Below are 17,152 nucleotides of genomic sequence, written 5' to 3'. Positions count from 1 at the left end.
CGTGACGGACAACCAGCGCGAACCGGTGAAGGTGTTCCTCGTCGACGACCACGCGCTGTTCCGCGCGGGGGTCCGCACCGAGTTGGATTCGATCACCACCGAGGTCCGCGTGGTCGGCGAGGCGGGCTCGGTGGCGGAGGCCGTCGCCGGCATCGCCCGCACGAAGCCCCAGGTGGTGCTCCTCGACGTCCACATGCCCGACGGCGGCGGCGCGGAGGTGCTGCGCCGGGTCCGCCCGGAGCTCCCGGACGTGGTGTTCCTGGCCCTCTCGGTCTCGGACGCGGCGGAGGACGTCATCGCGGTCATCCGCGCGGGCGCCCGGGGCTACGTGACGAAGACGATTTCGTCGAAGGAACTGGTCCGCGCGGTGGTCCGCGTGGCCGACGGCGACGCGGTGTTCTCCCCGCGCCTGGCCGGCTTCGTGCTGGACGCGTTCGCCGACCGCCCGGGCTCGGCCCCGATCAACGACCCGGAACTCGACCTGCTGACGCCCCGCGAGCGCGACGTCCTGCGCCTGCTGGCGCGCGGGTACGCGTACAAGGAGATCGCGTCGGAGCTGTTCATCTCCGTGAAGACGGTCGAGACGCACGTGTCGAGCGTGCTGCGGAAGACCCAGCTTTCGAACCGCTACGAGCTCTCCCGCTGGGCCTCCGACCGCCGCCTGGTCTGAGCCGACTCGGGCGTGACCGTCATGTCCTGACCGTGAACGAAGCTGCCCATGACGATCTCGGACCCCGGGTGGTGGTAGCGCCGCTCGAACATCTTCCCCATGCCGGTCACCTCGTGGCGGGCGAAGATCTGCAGCCTGACGAACGAGTCCGGGCTGGCCGACCACAGCTCTCGAACGTTCGAGTCGATGCGCAGGCGGTAGGCGTTGTCGGACTCCTTGCTCGCCCGGATCCGGCGAGGAAGTACAAGCGGAGGGTTGCCGCAGATCAGCGGCATACGCCGGTTGACCCTGCCGCCCCGTACCCCGATCGATGTCACGAGGTGGGCTTCGACGCGGAGGTCGACCGCGGCGCGACGGCTGAGATTGACCACCTTGATGCGGAAAGCCCGCGTTGCTGGGTCTTCGGCGATCTCCGGCGAAATGATCATTTTAGGAGTCAGCCGGCTGAGGATCAGGATCCACAGCGCCGAAGCCACCACACTGGACAAGATTCCGACCGCAATCGCTTCTACCGTTTCCATCCGCACTCCGCGCCGCCGTGCTTCTTGGTCGGGCGAAATGTCGGAAGTTCCGGCTGCGCTGTTACGGTCCAGCCTGAGCCTCAGTCCGCCAGCGGAGCGAGAGGCCGCGGCGCACGCCCGGCGGTGTCGTCACCAAGCCCGTCGACCTGGTCACCGGGCTCGCCCACGACCTCTCGCTCCGGCCAATGCAGGCGCGTCAGCGCCACCCCGCCGAGCACGACCACCATGCCCGCGATCACCCGCAGGTGCAGCTGCTCACCCAGGAACACCGCGCCCAGCAGCACCGAAACCACCGGCAGCAGGTACCCGACCACCGACGCCGCCACCGCGCCCTCGCTCGCCAGCAGCTGGTAGTTCAGCGCGAACGCGATCCCCGTCGACCCGATGCCCAGCACCAGCACCGCGAGCAGCGGCCCCGTCGAGACGTGCACCGGCGTCAGCCCGCCCACCGGCACCGCCAGCACCAGCATCCCGCTGGCCAGGATCATCTGCCCGGCCGAGATCGCGTACGGCGAAGACGTCGGGGACGACAGGTACTTGCCCTCGTAGACGAACGCGAAGCCGTAGCTCGCCGCCGCCGCGAGGCACGCCAGGGCGCCCCAGCTCAGCAGGCCCGATGCCTGCCACGGCGCGAAGATCAGCAGGATCCCGCCGAGACCCACGAGCAGCCCGGCCAGCCGGGTCGCCGTCATCCGCGACGACGTTCCCATCAGCGGCGCCGCGAGCAGCACCCACAGCGGCGTCGTCGAGTTCAGCACGCCGGTGATCCCCGAATCGACCGTCGTCTCGCCGATCGCGAACAGCAGGAACGGCAGCGCGTTGTGGAAGAACGCCGCGACCGCCAGGTGCCCCCACGTCCGGCGGTCACGCGGCAGCCGCGCCCGCTGCAGCCGGCACAGCACCAGCAGCAGGGCGGCGCCGAGCACCAGCCGCGCCAGCACGAGCTGCACCGGCGAAAACATCCCCAGCCCCAGCTTGATCCAGAAGAAGCTCGAGCCCCACATCAAGGCCAGCGCGCCGATCCTGAGCAGGGTCTTCGTCTCGCCCACTCCCCAGTCCTCCTTCGTCGATCAAGCGTCAGCTTCACCCGGCCGAGACGTAAGGACAAGCGAAAATAACTGCAGGGACACTTAAGTCGAGCTGTACGATTCGGAGCATGCTCGACGTCCGTCGCCTGCAGGTTCTCCGCGCTGTCGTCACCAGCGGGTCGATCACCGCCGCGGCCCGGAACCTCGGCTACACGCCGTCCGCGATCAGCCAGCAGCTTTCCGCGCTCGAACGCGAGGCCGGCACCGAACTGCTCGAACGCGTCGGGCGCGGCGTCCGGCCGACCGCGGCGGGCGCGCTGCTGTCCGAGCACGCCGAGACGCTCAGCGCCGAGCTGGCCAGGGCCGAAGCGGCGCTGACCGAGCTCAAGGAAGGCCGCATCGGCCGCGTCTCGATCCGCTACTTCGCCACGGCGGGCGCGTCGCTGGTCCCGCCCGCCATCGCCGCGGTCCGCCGCGAGCACCCCGGCGTGCGCCTCGACCTCAAGCTCGTCGAACCCGACGACCCGATGATGGACGTCGAGGCGGGCAACGCCGACGTCGCGATCACCGTCTTCCCGCGCAAGACCCCGCCGGGCAAGGGCGTCGAGCTGGTGCACCTGCTGGACGACCCGTACCGCGCGGTGCTGCCGAAGACCCACCCGCTGGCGCGCAAGCGCGTGCTGGACCTGTCGGAGTTCGCCGAGGAGCCCTGGGTCGGCGTCGACGGCCTCCCCGGAGTCTGCCGCGACATCCTGGACAGCGCCTGCGCGTCCGCCGGCTTCACGCCCAACGTCGTGGTGGAGTCCGAGGACTACCAGACGGCGCAGGGGTTCGTCGCCGCCGGCATCGGCGTCGGCCTGATCCCCGAGCTGGGCCTCGGCGCGCCGCACCCCGGCGTGGTCGTCCGCAGGATCCGCCACCCGGAACCGGTCCGCACGATCCACGCCGCGGTGGCGTCCCGGGCGTGGGGCCACCCGGCCGTCCGCACCCTGCTGGAAGCCATGCGCGCGGCGACCGCGAAAGTCGCCTGACTGAAAAAGTCCCGGCTCTTTTCCGGCAATCTCTCGATTCGATAAAAGAATGCGTGATTTGCCGCCGGGTGGGGCGGGTTGATCGTGGCCAAGTCACGCATGGTAGTTATCTTTCGGGTCGCTCACCTGCACTGATAGGGCTGTCCGACCCTGGGAGTTGGCTTCTTCGTCGCTTACGGTGGTCACGCGATCAGTGATCTCCGCGCCGTTCGCCGCGGCCACGGAGAAATGCCACGAGCGGCGCCTTCCTGCCGCTTTCTCTCATCCCTCCCTGCAGAGAGCAACCATCATGAGCAACAGAGCGACAAGACGCGCACGGCGTCGCGTCGGCATCACCTTGCTGGGCGCCGTCTGTCTCACCTTCGGCACACTCACCTCGGCCGAAGCCAACCTCGCCCCCAGCCCGTTCGACGCGGCCGACGGCAACCTCGTCCTGAACGACGAGACGCAGGACTGGGCCAACGCACCCCACCTCGTGACCGCGCTGGACAAGCCGACCGGGCAGACGGACGACTCCTTCGGCCAGGGCACCAAGGAGGACACGGCCGTGCCGACCGTCGTCGACGGCTCGATCCCGAACAACAAGAGCGACCTCACCCGGCTGTACGTGGCGAACGAGCGGGTGAGCGGCAAGGAGTTCCTGTACCTGGCGTGGGAGCGGGTCCAGGAGCCGACCGGCACGACGAACATGGACTTCGAGTTCAACCAGTCGGGCACGGTGAGCGCGAACGGCGTGACCCCGGTGCGCACCGCCGGTGACGTGCTGATCAAGTACGACCTGTCGCAGGGTGGCGTCAACCCGGTGCTCGGCTACCACCTCTGGACCACCACGGGCAACGCCGCGACGGTCTGCGAAGCCAGCAACTCGCTCCCGTGCTGGGACAAGGTGCACGCGCTGAGCGGCGCCAACTTCGAAGGCTCGATCAACGCGGTGCCGGTGACCGACCCCATCGCGCCGAACGCCCCGCGCACGCTGTCGACGCGCACCTTCGGTGAGGCGGCGATCAACCTGACCGACTCGGGCATCCTGCCCGCGGGCACCTGCAAGGCCTTCGGCGCCGCCTACCTCAAGAGCCGCTCCTCGGACTCGTTCACCGCGGCGCTCAAGGACTTCATCGCGCCGAAGCCGGTGAGCATCTCCAACTGCGGCAAGATCGTCATCCAGAAGGTGACGGCACCGTCGCCGGATCCGACGAACACGGCGTTCTCGTTCACCCTGACCGGCGGACCGTCCGCGCTGAACAAGTCGTTCTCCCTCAAGAACGGCGAGTCGAACACGACGACCAACGTCCAGGCCGGCTCGGGCTACACCGCCGCCGAGACGGTGCCCGCGAACTGGTCGCTCACGAGCGCCACCTGCGACGACGGCAGCCCGGTGACCAACATCGACGTCAGCGCCGACGAAACGGTCACCTGCACCTTCACCAACACCCTGCAGCTCGGGGCGATCAAGGTGACGAAGACGCGCAAGCACGCCGCCGACGGCGCGGGCGACCACCCGCACGCCGGGGTGAACTTCACGGTCAACGGCGTCACCAAGGCCACCGACAGCGCCGGCGTCGCCTGCTTCGACGGCCTGACCTTCGGCAGCTACACCGTCCACGAGACGGTGCCGGCGGGCTACCACGTCGACGCCAACGACAAGTCCGTGACGGTCGACAACACCGCCACCTGCGGCGCCACGCCGTACGCCGGCGAGAGCGTGTCGTTCCACAACACGCCGCTCACCGACCTCACGGTCAGCGTCGACTCGCAGGTCGCCGGCGGGACGGCGTCGACGATCGACTGCGGTGTCGCGAGCGGCTCCACCGGGGCCGGCGGCGACGGGTCCGTCACCGCGAAGGACCTCGAACCGGGCACCTACACCTGCGTGATCGTGGTCGACCCGTGAGGTGAAGGGGACGCTTGCCGGGTGCGGACGTCCGTGCCCGGCAAGCCCTTGTCCGGACGGGCCTAGACGAAGAACAGCTCGGTGACGAGGATGCCGACCAGCACCGCCGCGAGGATCGCGGCCACGGTCACCAGCGTCTTCTTCGACACCGGCAGGTTGCTCGCCTGAGCCTGCCGCGGGGCACCCGGCACGGGCTGCGGCGCGTACTGGGTCGGCGGCGCAACCGGCTGCATCCGCTGCGTCTCCTCAGCACCCGCGTAACCGGGCGCGGCGACCGGCATCGGCTGCTGCTGGAACTGCGGTCCCGACGGCGGCATCGGCGGCCCCGCGGCCGCCAGGCCCGGGTTGAAGGGCGGCGGCGGGGGCGGCGGGATCCCGGGCGCGGTCGGCGGGATGAACGCCGTTTCGCGGCCTTCGGTGATCGCCTGCAGCGAGCGGACGGTGTCCGCCATCGTCGGCCGCGTGACCGGGTCCGCCCGCAGCATCTTGCGCAGGGCCTCGGTCAGGACGCCGGAGTTCTGCGGCGGGCGCTCGGACGACTGGCCGTCCTCCCCGAACGGCGGCACGCCCTCCACGGCCGTGTAGAGCGTCGCGCCGAGGGAGAAGACGTCCGCCGCCGGCGTGCCCGGGAGGCCGCGGGCGACTTCGGGCGCCACGTACGCCGCGTGCGGCCCGCCGCCGCTGATGCCGATGTCGGTGAGCTTGACGCCGCCGTCGTCGGCCAGCAGCACCGTGCCCGGCTCGAGGGTGCGGTGCACGAAACCGGCCGCGTGGATGGCCGCCAGCGCGTTGCCGAGCTGGATGCCCAGCTGTGCCGCCTGGTCGGGGGTGAGCCTGCCGTGCTCGGCGAGGAACGTCGCCATGCTGCGCGACGGGATGTACTCCATCACCAGCCAGACGTCCTGGCCCTCCGGCAGCACGTCGAACACCTTGATCGCGGACGGGTGCTCGATCCGCGCCGCGTCCTTGCCCTCCTGCATGGCGGCCGCGCGCGCCTGCTCGGCGCGGTCGCCCGCGCCGACCGGCAGGTACATCCGCTTCATCGCGACGGTGCGGAACAGCCGCGTGTCGAACGCCAGCCACACGATGCCGGCGCGGCCGCGGCCGATCGGCTGGTCCAGCCGGAACCGGCCGCCGACGATGGTGCCTTCGGAACTCAACACATACCTCGGGTCACGGCGTGGTGGACGTAGTCGGCGTTACCGGCGTTGTCGTCGGCTGAGCGTCGCTGCTGGTTTCCGGCGGCGTCGTCTTCGGACTCGACTTCGTCGGCGTGGTCGTCGGAGTTTCGCTGTTCCTCGACGTCGTCGCCCGCTTCGACGACGAAGTCGATTCCGTCACCGGAGGCGGCACGTCGGCCGTGCTGACCGGGTCCTCGGTCGTGGCCGGCAGCGACTCCGACGTCGAGGTGGGCGTCGGCTTGCTGCTGGGGATCGGCGCGGCCGGCGCCTCCGGGTTGTTCGGGCTCAGCAGCCAGACCACAAGGGCGACCAGGCCCACGACGACGATGCCGCCGATGATCGCCGGGCGCTTCCAGGCGCCGGGCTTGTCGTCCTCGTCGTCGACCGGGCTCATCTGCGGACGCGAGCGGGCCGGGGGCGGCGGCACCGGCTCGTCGTCGTAATCGTCGTAGTCGTCCTCGTACCCGTGCTGCTCGTGCGGCGGCACCGGCACCGCGCGGGTCGCGGCCAGCCCGGGCGGCACGCCCCCGGCCGCGTGGCGGTCGTCCTCGCGGTAGTGGTCGTACCCGTCGTAGTCGTCCTCCGGGTAGCCGGTGGCCTCCGGGTAGTCGTCCTCGTCGTAGAACGGCACGGCCTGCGTCGGGGCCCCGCCGCCGAGCAGCGTGCCCGAGTGGCCCGCGGGGATCTCGTCGAACATCTGGGTGGCGTTCGGGTCGGCGACGGCGGCCGCGCCGAGGACGCCGGCGGACGGCGCCATCATGGTCTCGTCGGCCGGGCCGCCGAGCGGGGTCTCGCCGCGGGCGACGGCCGCCAGCAGCTCCTCGCACTCCTCGGCGGTCGGCCGGTGCTCGACGTCCGGGTGCAGCAGCACGGCCAGCACGCTGGCCAGCGGCCCGGACTGGCGCGGCGGGTTGATCTGCCCGGCCGCGACGGCGTGCAGCAGGCTCAGCGTGTTCTCGGACAGCCCGAACGGCGGCTGTCCCTCGCACGCCGCGTAGAGCGTGGAGCCGAGGGAGAAGACGTCCGACTCCGGCCCCGGCTCGCCGCCGATGGCGACCTCGGGGGCCAGGTAGGCGGGCGTGCCGGCGATCATCCCGGTCTTGGTGACCGTGACGTCGTCCTTGGCCCGCGAGATGCCGAAGTCGGTGATCTTCACGACGCCGTTGCCGCCGAGCAGGATGTTGCCCGGCTTGATGTCGCGGTGCACGATCCCGACCGCGTGCGCCTCGCGCAGCGCCGCGGCGACCTGGGCGCCGATGCGCGCCACCTCGGTCGGCGGCAGCGTGCGGCGTTCCTGCAGCACGGCCGCCAGGCTGGTGGAGTTGAGGTACTCCATGATCAGGCACGGCTGGCCGTTGTCGTCGGTGACGACGTCGAACACGGAGATCGCGTTGGGGTGGTGCAGCCGGGCCGCGATCCGGCCCTCGCGCATCGTCCGCTGGCGGGCGTCCTCGGCGTCGTGCTGGTCCAGGTGGGGCTGGAGCAGGAGCTGCTTGATGGCCACCGTGCGGCCCAGGACCTCGTCGTGCGCCTGCCAGACGGCCCCCATCGCGCCCGTGCCGATCCGGCCGACGATGCGGTACCGATCGGCGACCAGACGACCCTCGTCGCTCACGCGACCTCCCTTTGGGCTCCGGCTTCACCAGGGCGTGCGGATCGGTGCCTGGTGACGCGGCCACGAACACGCCGCTTCGCTGGAGCGTATGCACATGTCGTGGGCTCTGAGCCGGTTTTTCCGAGACCGGCCCGTGACAAGGCTAGGCGCTCACTCTGCGCACACGAATCCGGCACGGGCACTTGAACCAGGGGTGAAGGGGTGATCGCGGTGGGCTACATGTACTGGGCCGAGACGAGCTCGGCTTCGGTGATCAACCCGCCGGCGTCGGCGACCCGGAACAGCTGGGTGACGCGCACGAGCGCGCCGTCCGGCCGGTGCAGCGTCGCGACCGCGAGGATCGAGCCGTCCGGCTTGATCTGCGTGTCGGCCTCCTGGACGTCGATGGCGTCCATCGTGCTCCAGGTGCGGACCAGCTCGCCGGCGGCGCCGTCGACCAGCGCCGGGCTCAGCAGCGCCAGTGCGCCCGCCGAGTCGCGGGCGATCTTGGCGTAGAACTCCTTGACGGCCTGGATCTTGCGGCTCGCGCTGCGGGCGTCGGCGGCCTTGTCCGGCACCGGGGTGGCGGCGGCCTGCGGTGCCTGGGTGCGCGGGGCGCCGTCCTCGGCGTGCGCCGACGGCGTGTCCTCGGCGGGCGTGCCCGGCGTCACCGTGCTGTGCCGCTCCGGCGCGCTGCCGCCGGCCTGGTGCTGCGGCACGGCGAGGCCGCCGAGCTCGGCCGCACCGGTGAAGCCGGCGGGGGTGGACTGGCCACCGGAGGAGGAGGCGGCGCGGTGGGAGCTGGTCAGCATCGGCGCGGCGATCACCGCACCGGCGACGAGCGCGCCCGCGGCGACCAGCCCGGTCAGCTTCGCGCGGCGTGCGAACCGGCTTTCCGGCTCGCCGGCGTCCTCGGCCTGCTCCGGTTCGCGGACCGGCTCGGTCCGGGCCGGCAGGAACCGCTGCGGGTCGCGGAAGACCTGCTCGAGGTGATCACGGTCGGCGTCAGCGACGCCGTCCAGGATCTCCGCCGGGATGACGTCCTCGACGCGGACGGCGTGGGGTGACTCACGCCGTGTGCGCTGCCGATCAAGCACGAAAGTCCTCGCTCTGGGTCCGGGGACGGTCACTCGGCCGTTCGGCCGGGTTCCCGTTGGTCCGGTTGGTCGGCTCATGGCCGGTCTGTCGATTCGCTGTCGTCAGGTAACCCTGTGCGGACGGCGACCACCAGGCTCTGTCGCCGGAATGCCGTCGCAACACGACGAGCGGCAGCTTATGTCACCCACCCGGACCAGGCATTACCGCTCGGCGCACCGCACGTGCATCGGAACGGGCGAACCGCACGTGCAGACGTGGCTACTGACCGTCAGAGGTGATCTTGTCGCCGTCCCCGAATGTCAGGGTGCGCTCCTCGAGCGTCTTGGTGCCGTCGGTGTGGGTGACCTCGACGGTGTTCACGGTGACGCCGCGCTGCTGGTCGATGCTGACCTTCTTGACCTCGAAGTAGGCGATGCCGGCGTACCGCTGGGCGAGCGCCTGCGGCCCTTGGTCGTGCAGCTGCCCGGTGGTCACCGACGACGCCGCGGACGGGTCGGTGGTGACGGTGTTGAAGAACTTCTCCGAGTTGTCCCCCATGGTCTGGGCGTCCGGCGGGAAGGAGTACCACCACGGCGGCTTCACGGGCGTCTCGCGCTGGGCGGGCGCCACCGGCGGCTTCCGCGGCGGCGCGCTCGGGTCGGCGGGTCCGGTGGTCGCGGTGCCGGGCGCGGAGGCGCTGTCGTCGACCGGGGGAGCGACGCCGTCGACCGGCCCGGCGCCACCACCGCCCTGCGTCGTCCCGGCGGCGTCGTCGTCCGGTCGCGAAGCGGTTTTCGGCCCGGCCGCGGACCCGCCCTCGGTGGGCGGCGGCCGGTCGCCGGTGGGGTCGGCGATCGTCGGGACGCCCTGGTAGCCGGGCCAGGCACCCTGCACGGCCTGGTCCATCGGCGGCTTCCCGACGAGGAAGGACCCGGCGCACAGGAGCCCGACGACGACGGCACCGGAGGCCCCGGTGGCGAACCAGGCGGCTTTCCGCCAGGTCTTCGGCGGCGTCACCGAGGCGGGCACGGACCCGATGGCGAAGCCGCCCAGGCCACCGAGGCCACCGAGGCCATCGAGCGGCGGGGCGGAGTAGACGCGGACATCGTCTTCATCGAGGTCGATGCACCGCGGAGCGGGGGAGGCCAGCGAGACGCGCGTGCGCCGGGCGGCCTGATCGGCACGGCTTTCGGGCGCTTCGCCTTCGTCGCCGTCTTCGAAGTCGTCGTCATCGTCGAAGTCGTCGAGCGGAAGGCTGCCGTGCGAGGCGGGGAACAGGGGCGGCCCGAGTCGCCGGTCACGGGGCTGCGGAAGCGACGGCTGCGGAAGCGGCAGAGACCCGGAGACCGGCGGATCGGCCGGCCCGGAGTCACCGGCACAGTGCCGGAAAGGGCGGCTACCGACCTCCAGCGGGTCGGCGTGCGAGGAGTGCGGCAGCGAAGACGAGCCGGCGTGGTGCCAGGAGGGCGGGTTGCCGCCCACGGACCAGTCGGCCGAGCCGGGGCCGGTGGAGTAGGACGGCGAGCGATCGGCACCGGTCATCCGATCGGCACCGGTCGTCGCCGGGTCGTGCGCGGGGTGGGCGGCGTGCGGCCGCAACGGATGGGAGCCGGTCGGCCCGGGGTCCGCGTAGTACGGAGAGGCATCGGCGGGAAACCGCAAGCCCGGCGAGCCCGGCTCCGGCGAGCCCGTCGTGGCCTGCCACCGCGGCTGCGAACCACCCCCCGACGGCTCAACCGGCAAACCACCCGCCGCGTGGTGTCGCACGGGGCGGTGCTGCGGCAGCGGCGGCGTCCAGCTCTCCGCGCCGCCGCGCCGGTGCCGTCCGGGATGCGCGGGCGCGGTGGCGCGTCCGTGGAACTCCGTGCCTTGGCTCATGTGAGCTCGACCACCCGGCCACGCGGTCCTGACGCCACCCGGCGCCGGGTCGACCCGATCGGAGCATCCGCACGCGCGAAATCCTGTTCGGAATCACGCGCGGAATCTCGTTCGGAATCCAGCGCAGATGCACGCGCACGCGACTGGGGGCGCGCGGGGCCAGTGCCCCCGCGCGTCCTGCGGGCATCGCCCGACCCAGACGCAAGGGTCCTCACAACGTCAACCCTAGGAGCATCCGGTGGAGAAAGTCGCCCCCAAACCTGCAAGTTGCACAGGTTTCACTCGGTCGGGCGCGACCGAACGGGCGATGGTGACGCTGCGAAGTTTCACGCAGCGCCATCGCCCCTGATCAGGCCTTTCAGTCTCCCGTGCGGTAACGGTCCCGCGTGGATTGCAGCGCCTTCGTCGCCACCACGCCGCTACCCGCGGCGACGATGATCGCGAAAACGTCCAGCGTCGGTCCCCCGGCCGTGAGCAACCAGGCGAACAACGAGGCCGCGGTGGTACCGCCGGCAACGGCCCACCTGCTCTTGACGTACTGCGCGACCGGGGCGCCCCCGGCACGCTTACCCGCCGCGTTGTTCAGCAGCGCCAGATACCCCACATGGCCCAGCGCGGCCAGCACGCTCGCGAGCGCGACGATGACGGCGATGAGGTTCACGAGCCAGTCCATGCACCCAGTCTGCCTGCACCGGGGCCGCGAACGCCTCGGGGAAACCCCCGAATTCGCCGTAACCGTTACCGGCCGAGCCGCCCGCGTCCCAGGTTGAGCAGCGCCATGGCCAGCTGACGGCCGTCCGGGCCGAGTTCGCGGTAGCGCGCGAGCACGTCCATCTCGCGGTTGTAGACGATGCGCGTGCCGCCGGCGGCCATCCGCGCGGCCCCGATCTTCTTGGACACCTCGACGCGGCGTTTGACCAGCCGCAGGATCTCCTTGTCCAGGTAGTCGATCTCCTGGCGGAGCGACGCGATGTCGTCGCCCGCGGGGGTGTGCTCGGCGGGCTGGCCGTCGGCGTTCGTCGCGTGTGCGTTCATCGGGACCTCTTCCTCGAGACCCGGACCCGGCCCCAGGGACGGCGACAGCCCCGGGTCCGTGGACTCCGGGGCTGGCGTGATGGCGGTTCGGGCACTACGCGATCACGGGAGCCGGAGTCCGGGTCCCGTAAAAAAATCGCTCCGTGTGGTGCCGCATGCGATCAGTATGGCACAGCGGTGCGGGGGCGCTCCCGGGCCGAGCGCACCCGAGCATGAACCAAGAGGCTCACCGCGAGCCAGAACACCGGGAACACCGGCCAGAAGAACCCGGCGCCCAGCGCCACCCACCGCACGGTCGCCACCACCGCGATCGCGACCACGACGGCGAGGTGGACGCGCAGGGCCGGATGGCGCCGCAGCGCCGCCCGGGTGAGCGGGAAGCCGCTCGACGGCGGCGCGGGCCGCGGCAGGTCGGCGGTGAGCGCGCCGAGTTCGTCGGTGAACCGCGCGGCGTAGACGCGGCCGAGGCGTTCCTCGACCTCTTCGAGGGTGAGCCGGCCTTCGGAGCCGGCGATCTGGACGGCGGTGGCGACGCGTTCGCGATCGGCGTCGGCGGCCCGGATGCGGGTGTTTTCCATGGGACCGATGCTCCGCGCGGACGGCCCGCGGCGCGTCGGGCGGGAGGCGGCACCTCCCGCTACGCCCGGTGCGGTAGCCGGGGATCGCCCGCCCCGGCACGCTTCTGCCGGAGCCCGGCCCGCCCGGGGTAGCGTGGACGCCACGATGGACACCCTCTTCGATCTCCCCGCCGCGACCCCTGTGCGCAAGCCCGCCGCCGGCGGGCAGGCCGAGCTGCTCGACGACCTCAACCCCGCCCAGCGCGAAGCCGTCACCCACGCCGGTGGCCCGCTGCTGGTCGTGGCGGGCGCGGGATCGGGCAAGACCCGGGTGCTGACCCGCCGGATCGCGTACCTGCTCGGGCAGCGCCGCGTGCACCCCGGCGAAATCATGGCGATCACCTTCACCAACAAGGCCGCCGCCGAAATGCGCGAGCGCGTCGCCGCCCTCGTCGGGCGCCGCGCGAACGCCATGTGGGTGTCGACCTTCCACTCCATGTGCGTGCGGATCCTGCGCCGGGAAGCCAAAACGCTCGACATGTCGTCGAGCTTCTCCATCTACGACTCCGACGACACCAAGCGGCTGATCACCCTGGTGGCACGGGATCTCGACATCGACCCGAAGCGCTACGCCGCCCGCACGCTCGCCGTGCACATCTCGAACCTGAAGAACGAGCTCACCGACCCGGAGACGGCGGCGGCGAACGCGGGCAACGACCTCGAGCGCCGCGTCGCCGAGGTCTACGGCGAGTACCAGCGGCGGCTCAACCAGGCCAACGCCTTCGACTTCGACGACCTCATCATGCGCACGGTCTCGCTGCTGCAGGCGTTCCCGGCCGTCGCCGAGTACTACCGGCGGCGGTTCCGCCACGTGCTGGTCGACGAGTACCAGGACACGAACCACGCGCAGTACACCCTGGTCCGCGAGCTGGCCGGGACCGCGCCGAACGAGGCCGGTGTCGAGCCGGCCGAGCTGGTCGTCGTCGGTGACGCGGACCAGTCGATCTACGCCTTCCGCGGCGCGACGATCCGCAACATCGAGGAGTTCGAGCGGGACTTCCCGAACGCGCACACCATCCTGCTGGAGCAGAACTACCGGTCCACGCAGACGATCCTGTCCGCGGCCAACGCCGTCATCGAGCGGAACCCGAACCGCCGCGCGAAGCGGCTGTGGACGGACTCGGGCGACGGCGAGAAGATCGTCGGCTACGTCGCGGACAACGACCACGACGAAGCCGCGTTCGTCGCGGGCGAGATCGACGCGCTGGCGGAGAAGGGCGAAGCCGACTACTCGGACGTCGCCGTCTTCTACCGCACCAACAACCAGTCCCGTGTCTTCGAAGAGATCTTCATCCGGCTCGGCCTGCCGTACAAGGTCGTCGGCGGCGTGCGGTTCTACGAGCGCCGCGAGGTCCGCGACATGATCGCCTACCTGCGCGTGCTGGCGAACCCGGAGGACACGGTCAGCCTGCGGCGCGTGCTGAACGTGCCCAAGCGCGGCATCGGCGACCGCGCCGAGGCCGTCGTGGCAACGCACGCCGAGCGCGAGCGGATCTCCTTCGCGCAGGCGTTGCGGGAAGCCGTCGAGGGCAGGGTGCCGCTGCTGAACCCGCGTTCGGTCAAGGCGATCGGCGGGTTCGTGGCGATGCTCGACGAGCTGGGGACGCTGGTTTCGGACGGCGCCGAGGTGCACGACGTCCTGGAAGCCGTGCTCGACAAGACCGGCTACCGCGCCGAGCTCGAGGAGTCGGAAGACCCGCAGGACCACACGCGCGTGGAGAACCTCGACGAGCTCGTGACGGTCGCCCGGGAGTTCACCGAGATCACCGCCGAGGTCGTCGCGGACGAGAACGCCGAGCTGGTCGTCGAGGAGGGCGTCCCGGCGCCGGGCTCGCTGCCGGCGTTCCTCGAGCGCGTGTCGCTGGTCGCGGACGCCGACTCGGTGCCCTCGCCCGACGGCGGCGAGGAAGGCGACGGCGGCGCGGGCGTGGTCACGCTGATGACCGTGCACACCGCGAAGGGCCTGGAATACCCGGTCGTGTTCTGCACCGGCTGGGAGGACGGCGTTTTCCCGCACATGCGCGCGCTGGGCGACCCGACCGAGCTGGCCGAGGAACGGCGGCTCGCGTACGTCGCGATCACGCGCGCCAGGAAGCGGCTGTACGTCTCGCGCGCGATCACGCGCTCGGCGTGGGGCCAGCCGTCGATGAACCCGGCTTCGCGGTTCCTCGACGAGCTGCCGCCGGACCTGGTCGACTGGCGGCGGCTGGAGCCGTCCAGCAGCGGCTTCGGCTCGTTCGGCTCCGGTTCGCGCGGCACACCGCGGGCGGCGACCACCTGGGGCGGCCGCCGGTCGTCTTCGCCGTCTTCCGCGGGCACGCCGTCGTTCGGCAAGGGCTGGAAGGACACGGTGGCGCTGAAGCTGGACGTCGGCGACCGCGTCAGCCACGACAAGTACGGCCTCGGCACGGTGATCTCCTGCGACGGCGTCGGCCCGCGCGCGACGGCCACCATCGACTTCGGCCAGGCGGGCAAGGTCCGCCTGATGCTGATCGGCAGCGTCCCGATGGTGAAGCTCTAGGCGGCACGCCACTCGTCCGAGTGAATCCGGCGGCGATCTCCCCGATCGCCGCCGGAATCGTCGTACCCACCCGGTAGAACTGACCCTGCGATCGAACAAAGGTTCGACGGAGGGAGTAGCGTGGTGTGGACGCGGTGCTGTTTGGCCTGTTGGCCGAAGGGGTACAGAAATATCTGCGAGGAGTCCTGGAGACGACGGTTCCGGATCGGGGTCGGGAACCTGCGGGGACTTCGGGAATTCCTTCGCGTGCGGGAGCGGAGGCGTGCCGGCTGGCCGCCGCCTGGCGAGCGCTGCTCAGGCAGCACGAGCTCGGCGCGGACGGGCAATGCGCCACCTGTTGGCGCTGTCTCGCCTGCGGCCGGGGACGCCGCTGGACGACAAGGGCCCGGAGTGCCGCGCGTGTCCGCTCCGCGGGGGGCGCCGAGGACACAGGGGGAGCTGTGTCCTGGGGCTGGTTGCCGGTGCGGCGGCCGGCGGGGCTCTGCACGGTGTGGCAGGTCGCGGTGGCTTACTTCATCCGGCGGCTGCCGGGCGGGCAGCGGTAGGCGGTTGCGGGCGCTGAGGGGCCCGTGGCGCGTTTTTCCCGGGCCGGGAATGGTTCCGGCCGTCCGGAGGGTCCTTGCTCGCTCTGGCGGCGATTCCGTGGTGGATCGACGGCGGCGGCTGTCCCGGTCGTTCTCCGCAGTGGCGGGTGTCCGCTCACGCTCGGCCGCGGAGGGTGCGAGCCCTGCCGTGGCGAATCATGGTGCTACCACCGGGTTTCCGGCGTTGTCGCCCGCTCGGCAGTGGGTGCCGGCGGGCAGGTGGGGAACGAGCGGATCAGAGAACGACGCCGCGCGCGGCCAGCCAGGGCCGGGGGTCGATCTTCTTGGTGCCGTTCTGCCACACCTCGAAGTGCAGGTGCGGGCCGGTGCTCTGGCCGCGGTTGCCGATCTCGGCGATCTGCTGGCCGCACTTGACCTTCTGCCCCTCCTTGACGGAGAAGGAGTTCATGTGGCCGTAGACCTGGACGGTGCCGTCGTCGAGCTGGATCCGCACCCAGAGGCCGAAACCGCTGGCCGGGCCGGCCTCGATCACGGTGCCGTCGGAGGCGGCGTAGATCGGGGTGCCGATCGAGTTGGCGATGTCGATGCCGAGGTGGCTCGTGCCCCACCGGGCACCGAAGCCCGAGGTGAAGGTGCCGTGCGCGGGCAGGCAGGTCTTGGGGCGAGCGGCTTCTTCGGCGGCCTTCTTGGCGGCGTCGGCTTCGCGCTGCTCGCGGGCCTGGGTGATCGAGGCGCTGTCGGCGAGCTTGGCGGCCTCGGCGGAGGCGTCGACGACGTGGCTGGCCGGCAGGAGCTCGGGGGCACCCCCGGAGCCCGCACCTCCCGCGGTCAGGGAAGCGCTGGCGTCCTGGCTGTTCGCCAGGGGGGTGAAGGCGGCGTCGGAATCGGTGACCGTCTTGAGCGTCGAACCCGCAGCGGCGGCGGCGAACGCACCAGCCGCGACAGCGGCAACCACGACACGGCCGCGAAGGGCCGAAGAGGGCGGGGCGATGCGGTGCGCACCCCGGACACGGACGACCGCGCCTTCGAGCGCGTCCTTCAGTGCCGGGGAAGGAGCTTGGCCGCCGGGGGAGCGGTGTGAAGCCAAGACAGGGCCTTCCATCGTCGGGGAGCCGGGTCGAGGACTGCGGGCGGGGGAACCCGGTGAGCCAACCTCGGGGGTGGTTTGCTCGGCGTCCTACTTCGTGACCTGACTGTAATGGGGACCCCGGGACAGTAACGAAGGGGTACCGCTGTCGGCAAGGTGTGCCCCCGCTGTCGGCCGAACGGGTGGAGGCGGCAGAGCGTTTACCTGTGGAAATCACCCAAAGTTAGAACCCGTTTACGGCGTTTGGTGTGACTTGCCTTACAGGCTTGCGCGCCTTCCGAGGGTCTCGAAAGCCGGTCTTCCGGTCTCGGAGGTGCCCGGCGGGCGGAATAAAGGTTTGCGAGAGGAGGTTGAAGCGCATTCGACGACTCGCGCCCCGGCGACGCTCCCCGGAGGCCCGAGCCTTGCTAGCGTCGCGGGCAATATGCCCCCACGCGCAGAGCCCCCCACCGGCAGCACTCCCGAACCCCGCCCGG

At 71.3% G+C, this 17,152-nt stretch carries 14 protein-coding genes; 4 read left to right on the top strand and 10 right to left on the bottom strand.

Annotation, left to right across the window (positions count from 1 at the left end; genetic code table 11):
- Position 1 precedes the first annotated feature (1 nt).
- A complete protein-coding gene (locus BLW76_RS04775) occupies positions 2-670 on the top strand; it encodes a response regulator (protein ID WP_482746686.1) in 669 nt (222 codons plus the stop codon).
- On the opposite strand, the gene BLW76_RS04770 is transcribed toward BLW76_RS04775, so the two are convergent.
- Together BLW76_RS04770 and BLW76_RS04765 are read right to left on the bottom strand one after the other, a co-directional pair.
- Positions 628-1,191, bottom strand: coding sequence for a hypothetical protein (locus BLW76_RS04770; RefSeq protein ID WP_091304619.1), 564 nt, complete (start codon positions 1,189-1,191; stop codon positions 628-630). The genes BLW76_RS04775 and BLW76_RS04770 overlap by 43 nt on opposite strands.
- Before the next feature lie 80 nt (positions 1,192-1,271).
- Positions 1,272-2,240 (bottom strand): DMT family transporter, encoded by a 969-nt coding sequence (locus tag BLW76_RS04765; RefSeq protein ID WP_244170042.1) that lies wholly within the window; start codon positions 2,238-2,240, stop codon positions 1,272-1,274.
- Between the two features lie 107 nt (positions 2,241-2,347).
- Here BLW76_RS04765 and BLW76_RS04760 point away from each other — a divergent pair, with 107 nt between their 5' ends.
- Entirely contained in the window at positions 2,348-3,250 is a 903-nt protein-coding gene (locus BLW76_RS04760; RefSeq protein WP_091304618.1) for a LysR family transcriptional regulator, read from the top strand.
- 289 nt (positions 3,251-3,539) lie between these two features.
- Complete coding sequence (locus BLW76_RS04755; protein ID WP_143060538.1) at positions 3,540-5,141, top strand: MSCRAMM family protein; 1,602 nt, start codon at positions 3,540-3,542, stop codon at positions 5,139-5,141.
- A gap of 62 nt (positions 5,142-5,203) precedes the next feature.
- Here BLW76_RS04755 and BLW76_RS04750 read toward each other — a convergent pair whose 3' ends face one another.
- The 7 genes from BLW76_RS04750 to BLW76_RS04720 all read right to left on the bottom strand — a co-directional run bounded on the left by BLW76_RS04750 (position 5,204) and on the right by BLW76_RS04720 (position 12,484).
- Positions 5,204-6,301: a serine/threonine-protein kinase gene (locus BLW76_RS04750; RefSeq protein ID WP_091304616.1), complete on the bottom strand. Its 1,098-nt coding sequence runs from the start codon at positions 6,299-6,301 to the stop codon at positions 5,204-5,206.
- Positions 6,302-6,314: 13 nt separating this feature from the next.
- Positions 6,315-7,937 carry a serine/threonine-protein kinase gene (locus tag BLW76_RS04745; protein ID WP_091304615.1) on the bottom strand — a complete coding sequence of 541 codons (1,623 nt, stop codon included), beginning with the start codon at positions 7,935-7,937 and terminating at the stop codon, positions 6,315-6,317.
- A 215-nt stretch (positions 7,938-8,152) separates the two neighbouring features.
- On the bottom strand, positions 8,153-9,013 hold the full coding sequence (locus BLW76_RS04740; protein ID WP_091304614.1) for a hypothetical protein: 861 nt from the start codon (positions 9,011-9,013) through the stop codon (positions 8,153-8,155).
- 259 nt (positions 9,014-9,272) lie between these two features.
- Positions 9,273-10,871 (bottom strand): hypothetical protein, encoded by a 1,599-nt coding sequence (locus BLW76_RS04735; protein WP_244170041.1) that lies wholly within the window; start codon positions 10,869-10,871, stop codon positions 9,273-9,275.
- A 358-nt stretch (positions 10,872-11,229) separates the two neighbouring features.
- The gene (locus tag BLW76_RS04730; RefSeq protein ID WP_091304613.1) at positions 11,230-11,544 is read right to left on the bottom strand and encodes a hypothetical protein; all 315 of its coding nucleotides are present in this window, start codon (positions 11,542-11,544) and stop codon (positions 11,230-11,232) included.
- Between the two features lie 65 nt (positions 11,545-11,609).
- Positions 11,610-11,906: a chorismate mutase gene (locus BLW76_RS04725; protein ID WP_091304612.1), complete on the bottom strand. Its 297-nt coding sequence runs from the start codon at positions 11,904-11,906 to the stop codon at positions 11,610-11,612.
- A gap of 161 nt (positions 11,907-12,067) precedes the next feature.
- Positions 12,068-12,484 carry a DUF1707 SHOCT-like domain-containing protein gene (locus tag BLW76_RS04720; RefSeq protein ID WP_091304611.1) on the bottom strand — a complete coding sequence of 139 codons (417 nt, stop codon included), beginning with the start codon at positions 12,482-12,484 and terminating at the stop codon, positions 12,068-12,070.
- Between the two features lie 145 nt (positions 12,485-12,629).
- Between BLW76_RS04720 and pcrA the strand changes: the two genes are divergently transcribed.
- Entirely contained in the window at positions 12,630-15,044 is a 2,415-nt protein-coding gene (gene pcrA / locus BLW76_RS04715) for a DNA helicase PcrA (RefSeq protein WP_091304764.1), read from the top strand.
- 819 nt (positions 15,045-15,863) lie between these two features.
- On the opposite strand, the gene BLW76_RS04710 is transcribed toward pcrA, so the two are convergent.
- Entirely contained in the window at positions 15,864-16,544 is a 681-nt protein-coding gene (locus BLW76_RS04710; protein ID WP_091304610.1) for a M23 family metallopeptidase, read from the bottom strand.
- Between the last annotated feature and the right edge of the window lie 608 nt (positions 16,545-17,152).

It is taken from the genome of Amycolatopsis tolypomycina (assembly GCF_900105945.1).
Lineage (GTDB): Bacteria > Actinomycetota > Actinomycetes > Mycobacteriales > Pseudonocardiaceae > Amycolatopsis > Amycolatopsis tolypomycina.
Note: the sequence above shows the minus strand (reverse complement) of the source record. Positions and strands in the feature narration are given on the sequence as shown.

What these genes read in the sequence shown, in the direction of transcription:
- BLW76_RS04755 (WP_143060538.1), top strand. Translation starts at nt 3,540, where the DNA reads ATGAGCAACAGAGCGACAAGACGCGCACGGCGTCGCGTCGGCATCACC.
- pcrA (WP_091304764.1), top strand. Translation starts at nt 12,630, where the DNA reads ATGGACACCCTCTTCGATCTCCCCGCCGCGACCCCTGTGCGCAAGCCC.
- BLW76_RS04770 (WP_091304619.1), bottom strand. Translation starts at nt 1,191, where the DNA reads ATGGAAACGGTAGAAGCGATTGCGGTCGGAATCTTGTCCAGTGTGGTG.
- BLW76_RS04735 (WP_244170041.1), bottom strand. Translation starts at nt 10,871, where the DNA reads ATGAGCCAAGGCACGGAGTTCCACGGACGCGCCACCGCGCCCGCGCAT.
- BLW76_RS04730 (WP_091304613.1), bottom strand. Translation starts at nt 11,544, where the DNA reads ATGGACTGGCTCGTGAACCTCATCGCCGTCATCGTCGCGCTCGCGAGC.
- BLW76_RS04720 (WP_091304611.1), bottom strand. Translation starts at nt 12,484, where the DNA reads ATGGAAAACACCCGCATCCGGGCCGCCGACGCCGATCGCGAACGCGTC.
- BLW76_RS04760 (WP_091304618.1), top strand. Translation starts at nt 2,348, where the DNA reads ATGCTCGACGTCCGTCGCCTGCAGGTTCTCCGCGCTGTCGTCACCAGC.
- BLW76_RS04725 (WP_091304612.1), bottom strand. Translation starts at nt 11,906, where the DNA reads ATGAACGCACACGCGACGAACGCCGACGGCCAGCCCGCCGAGCACACC.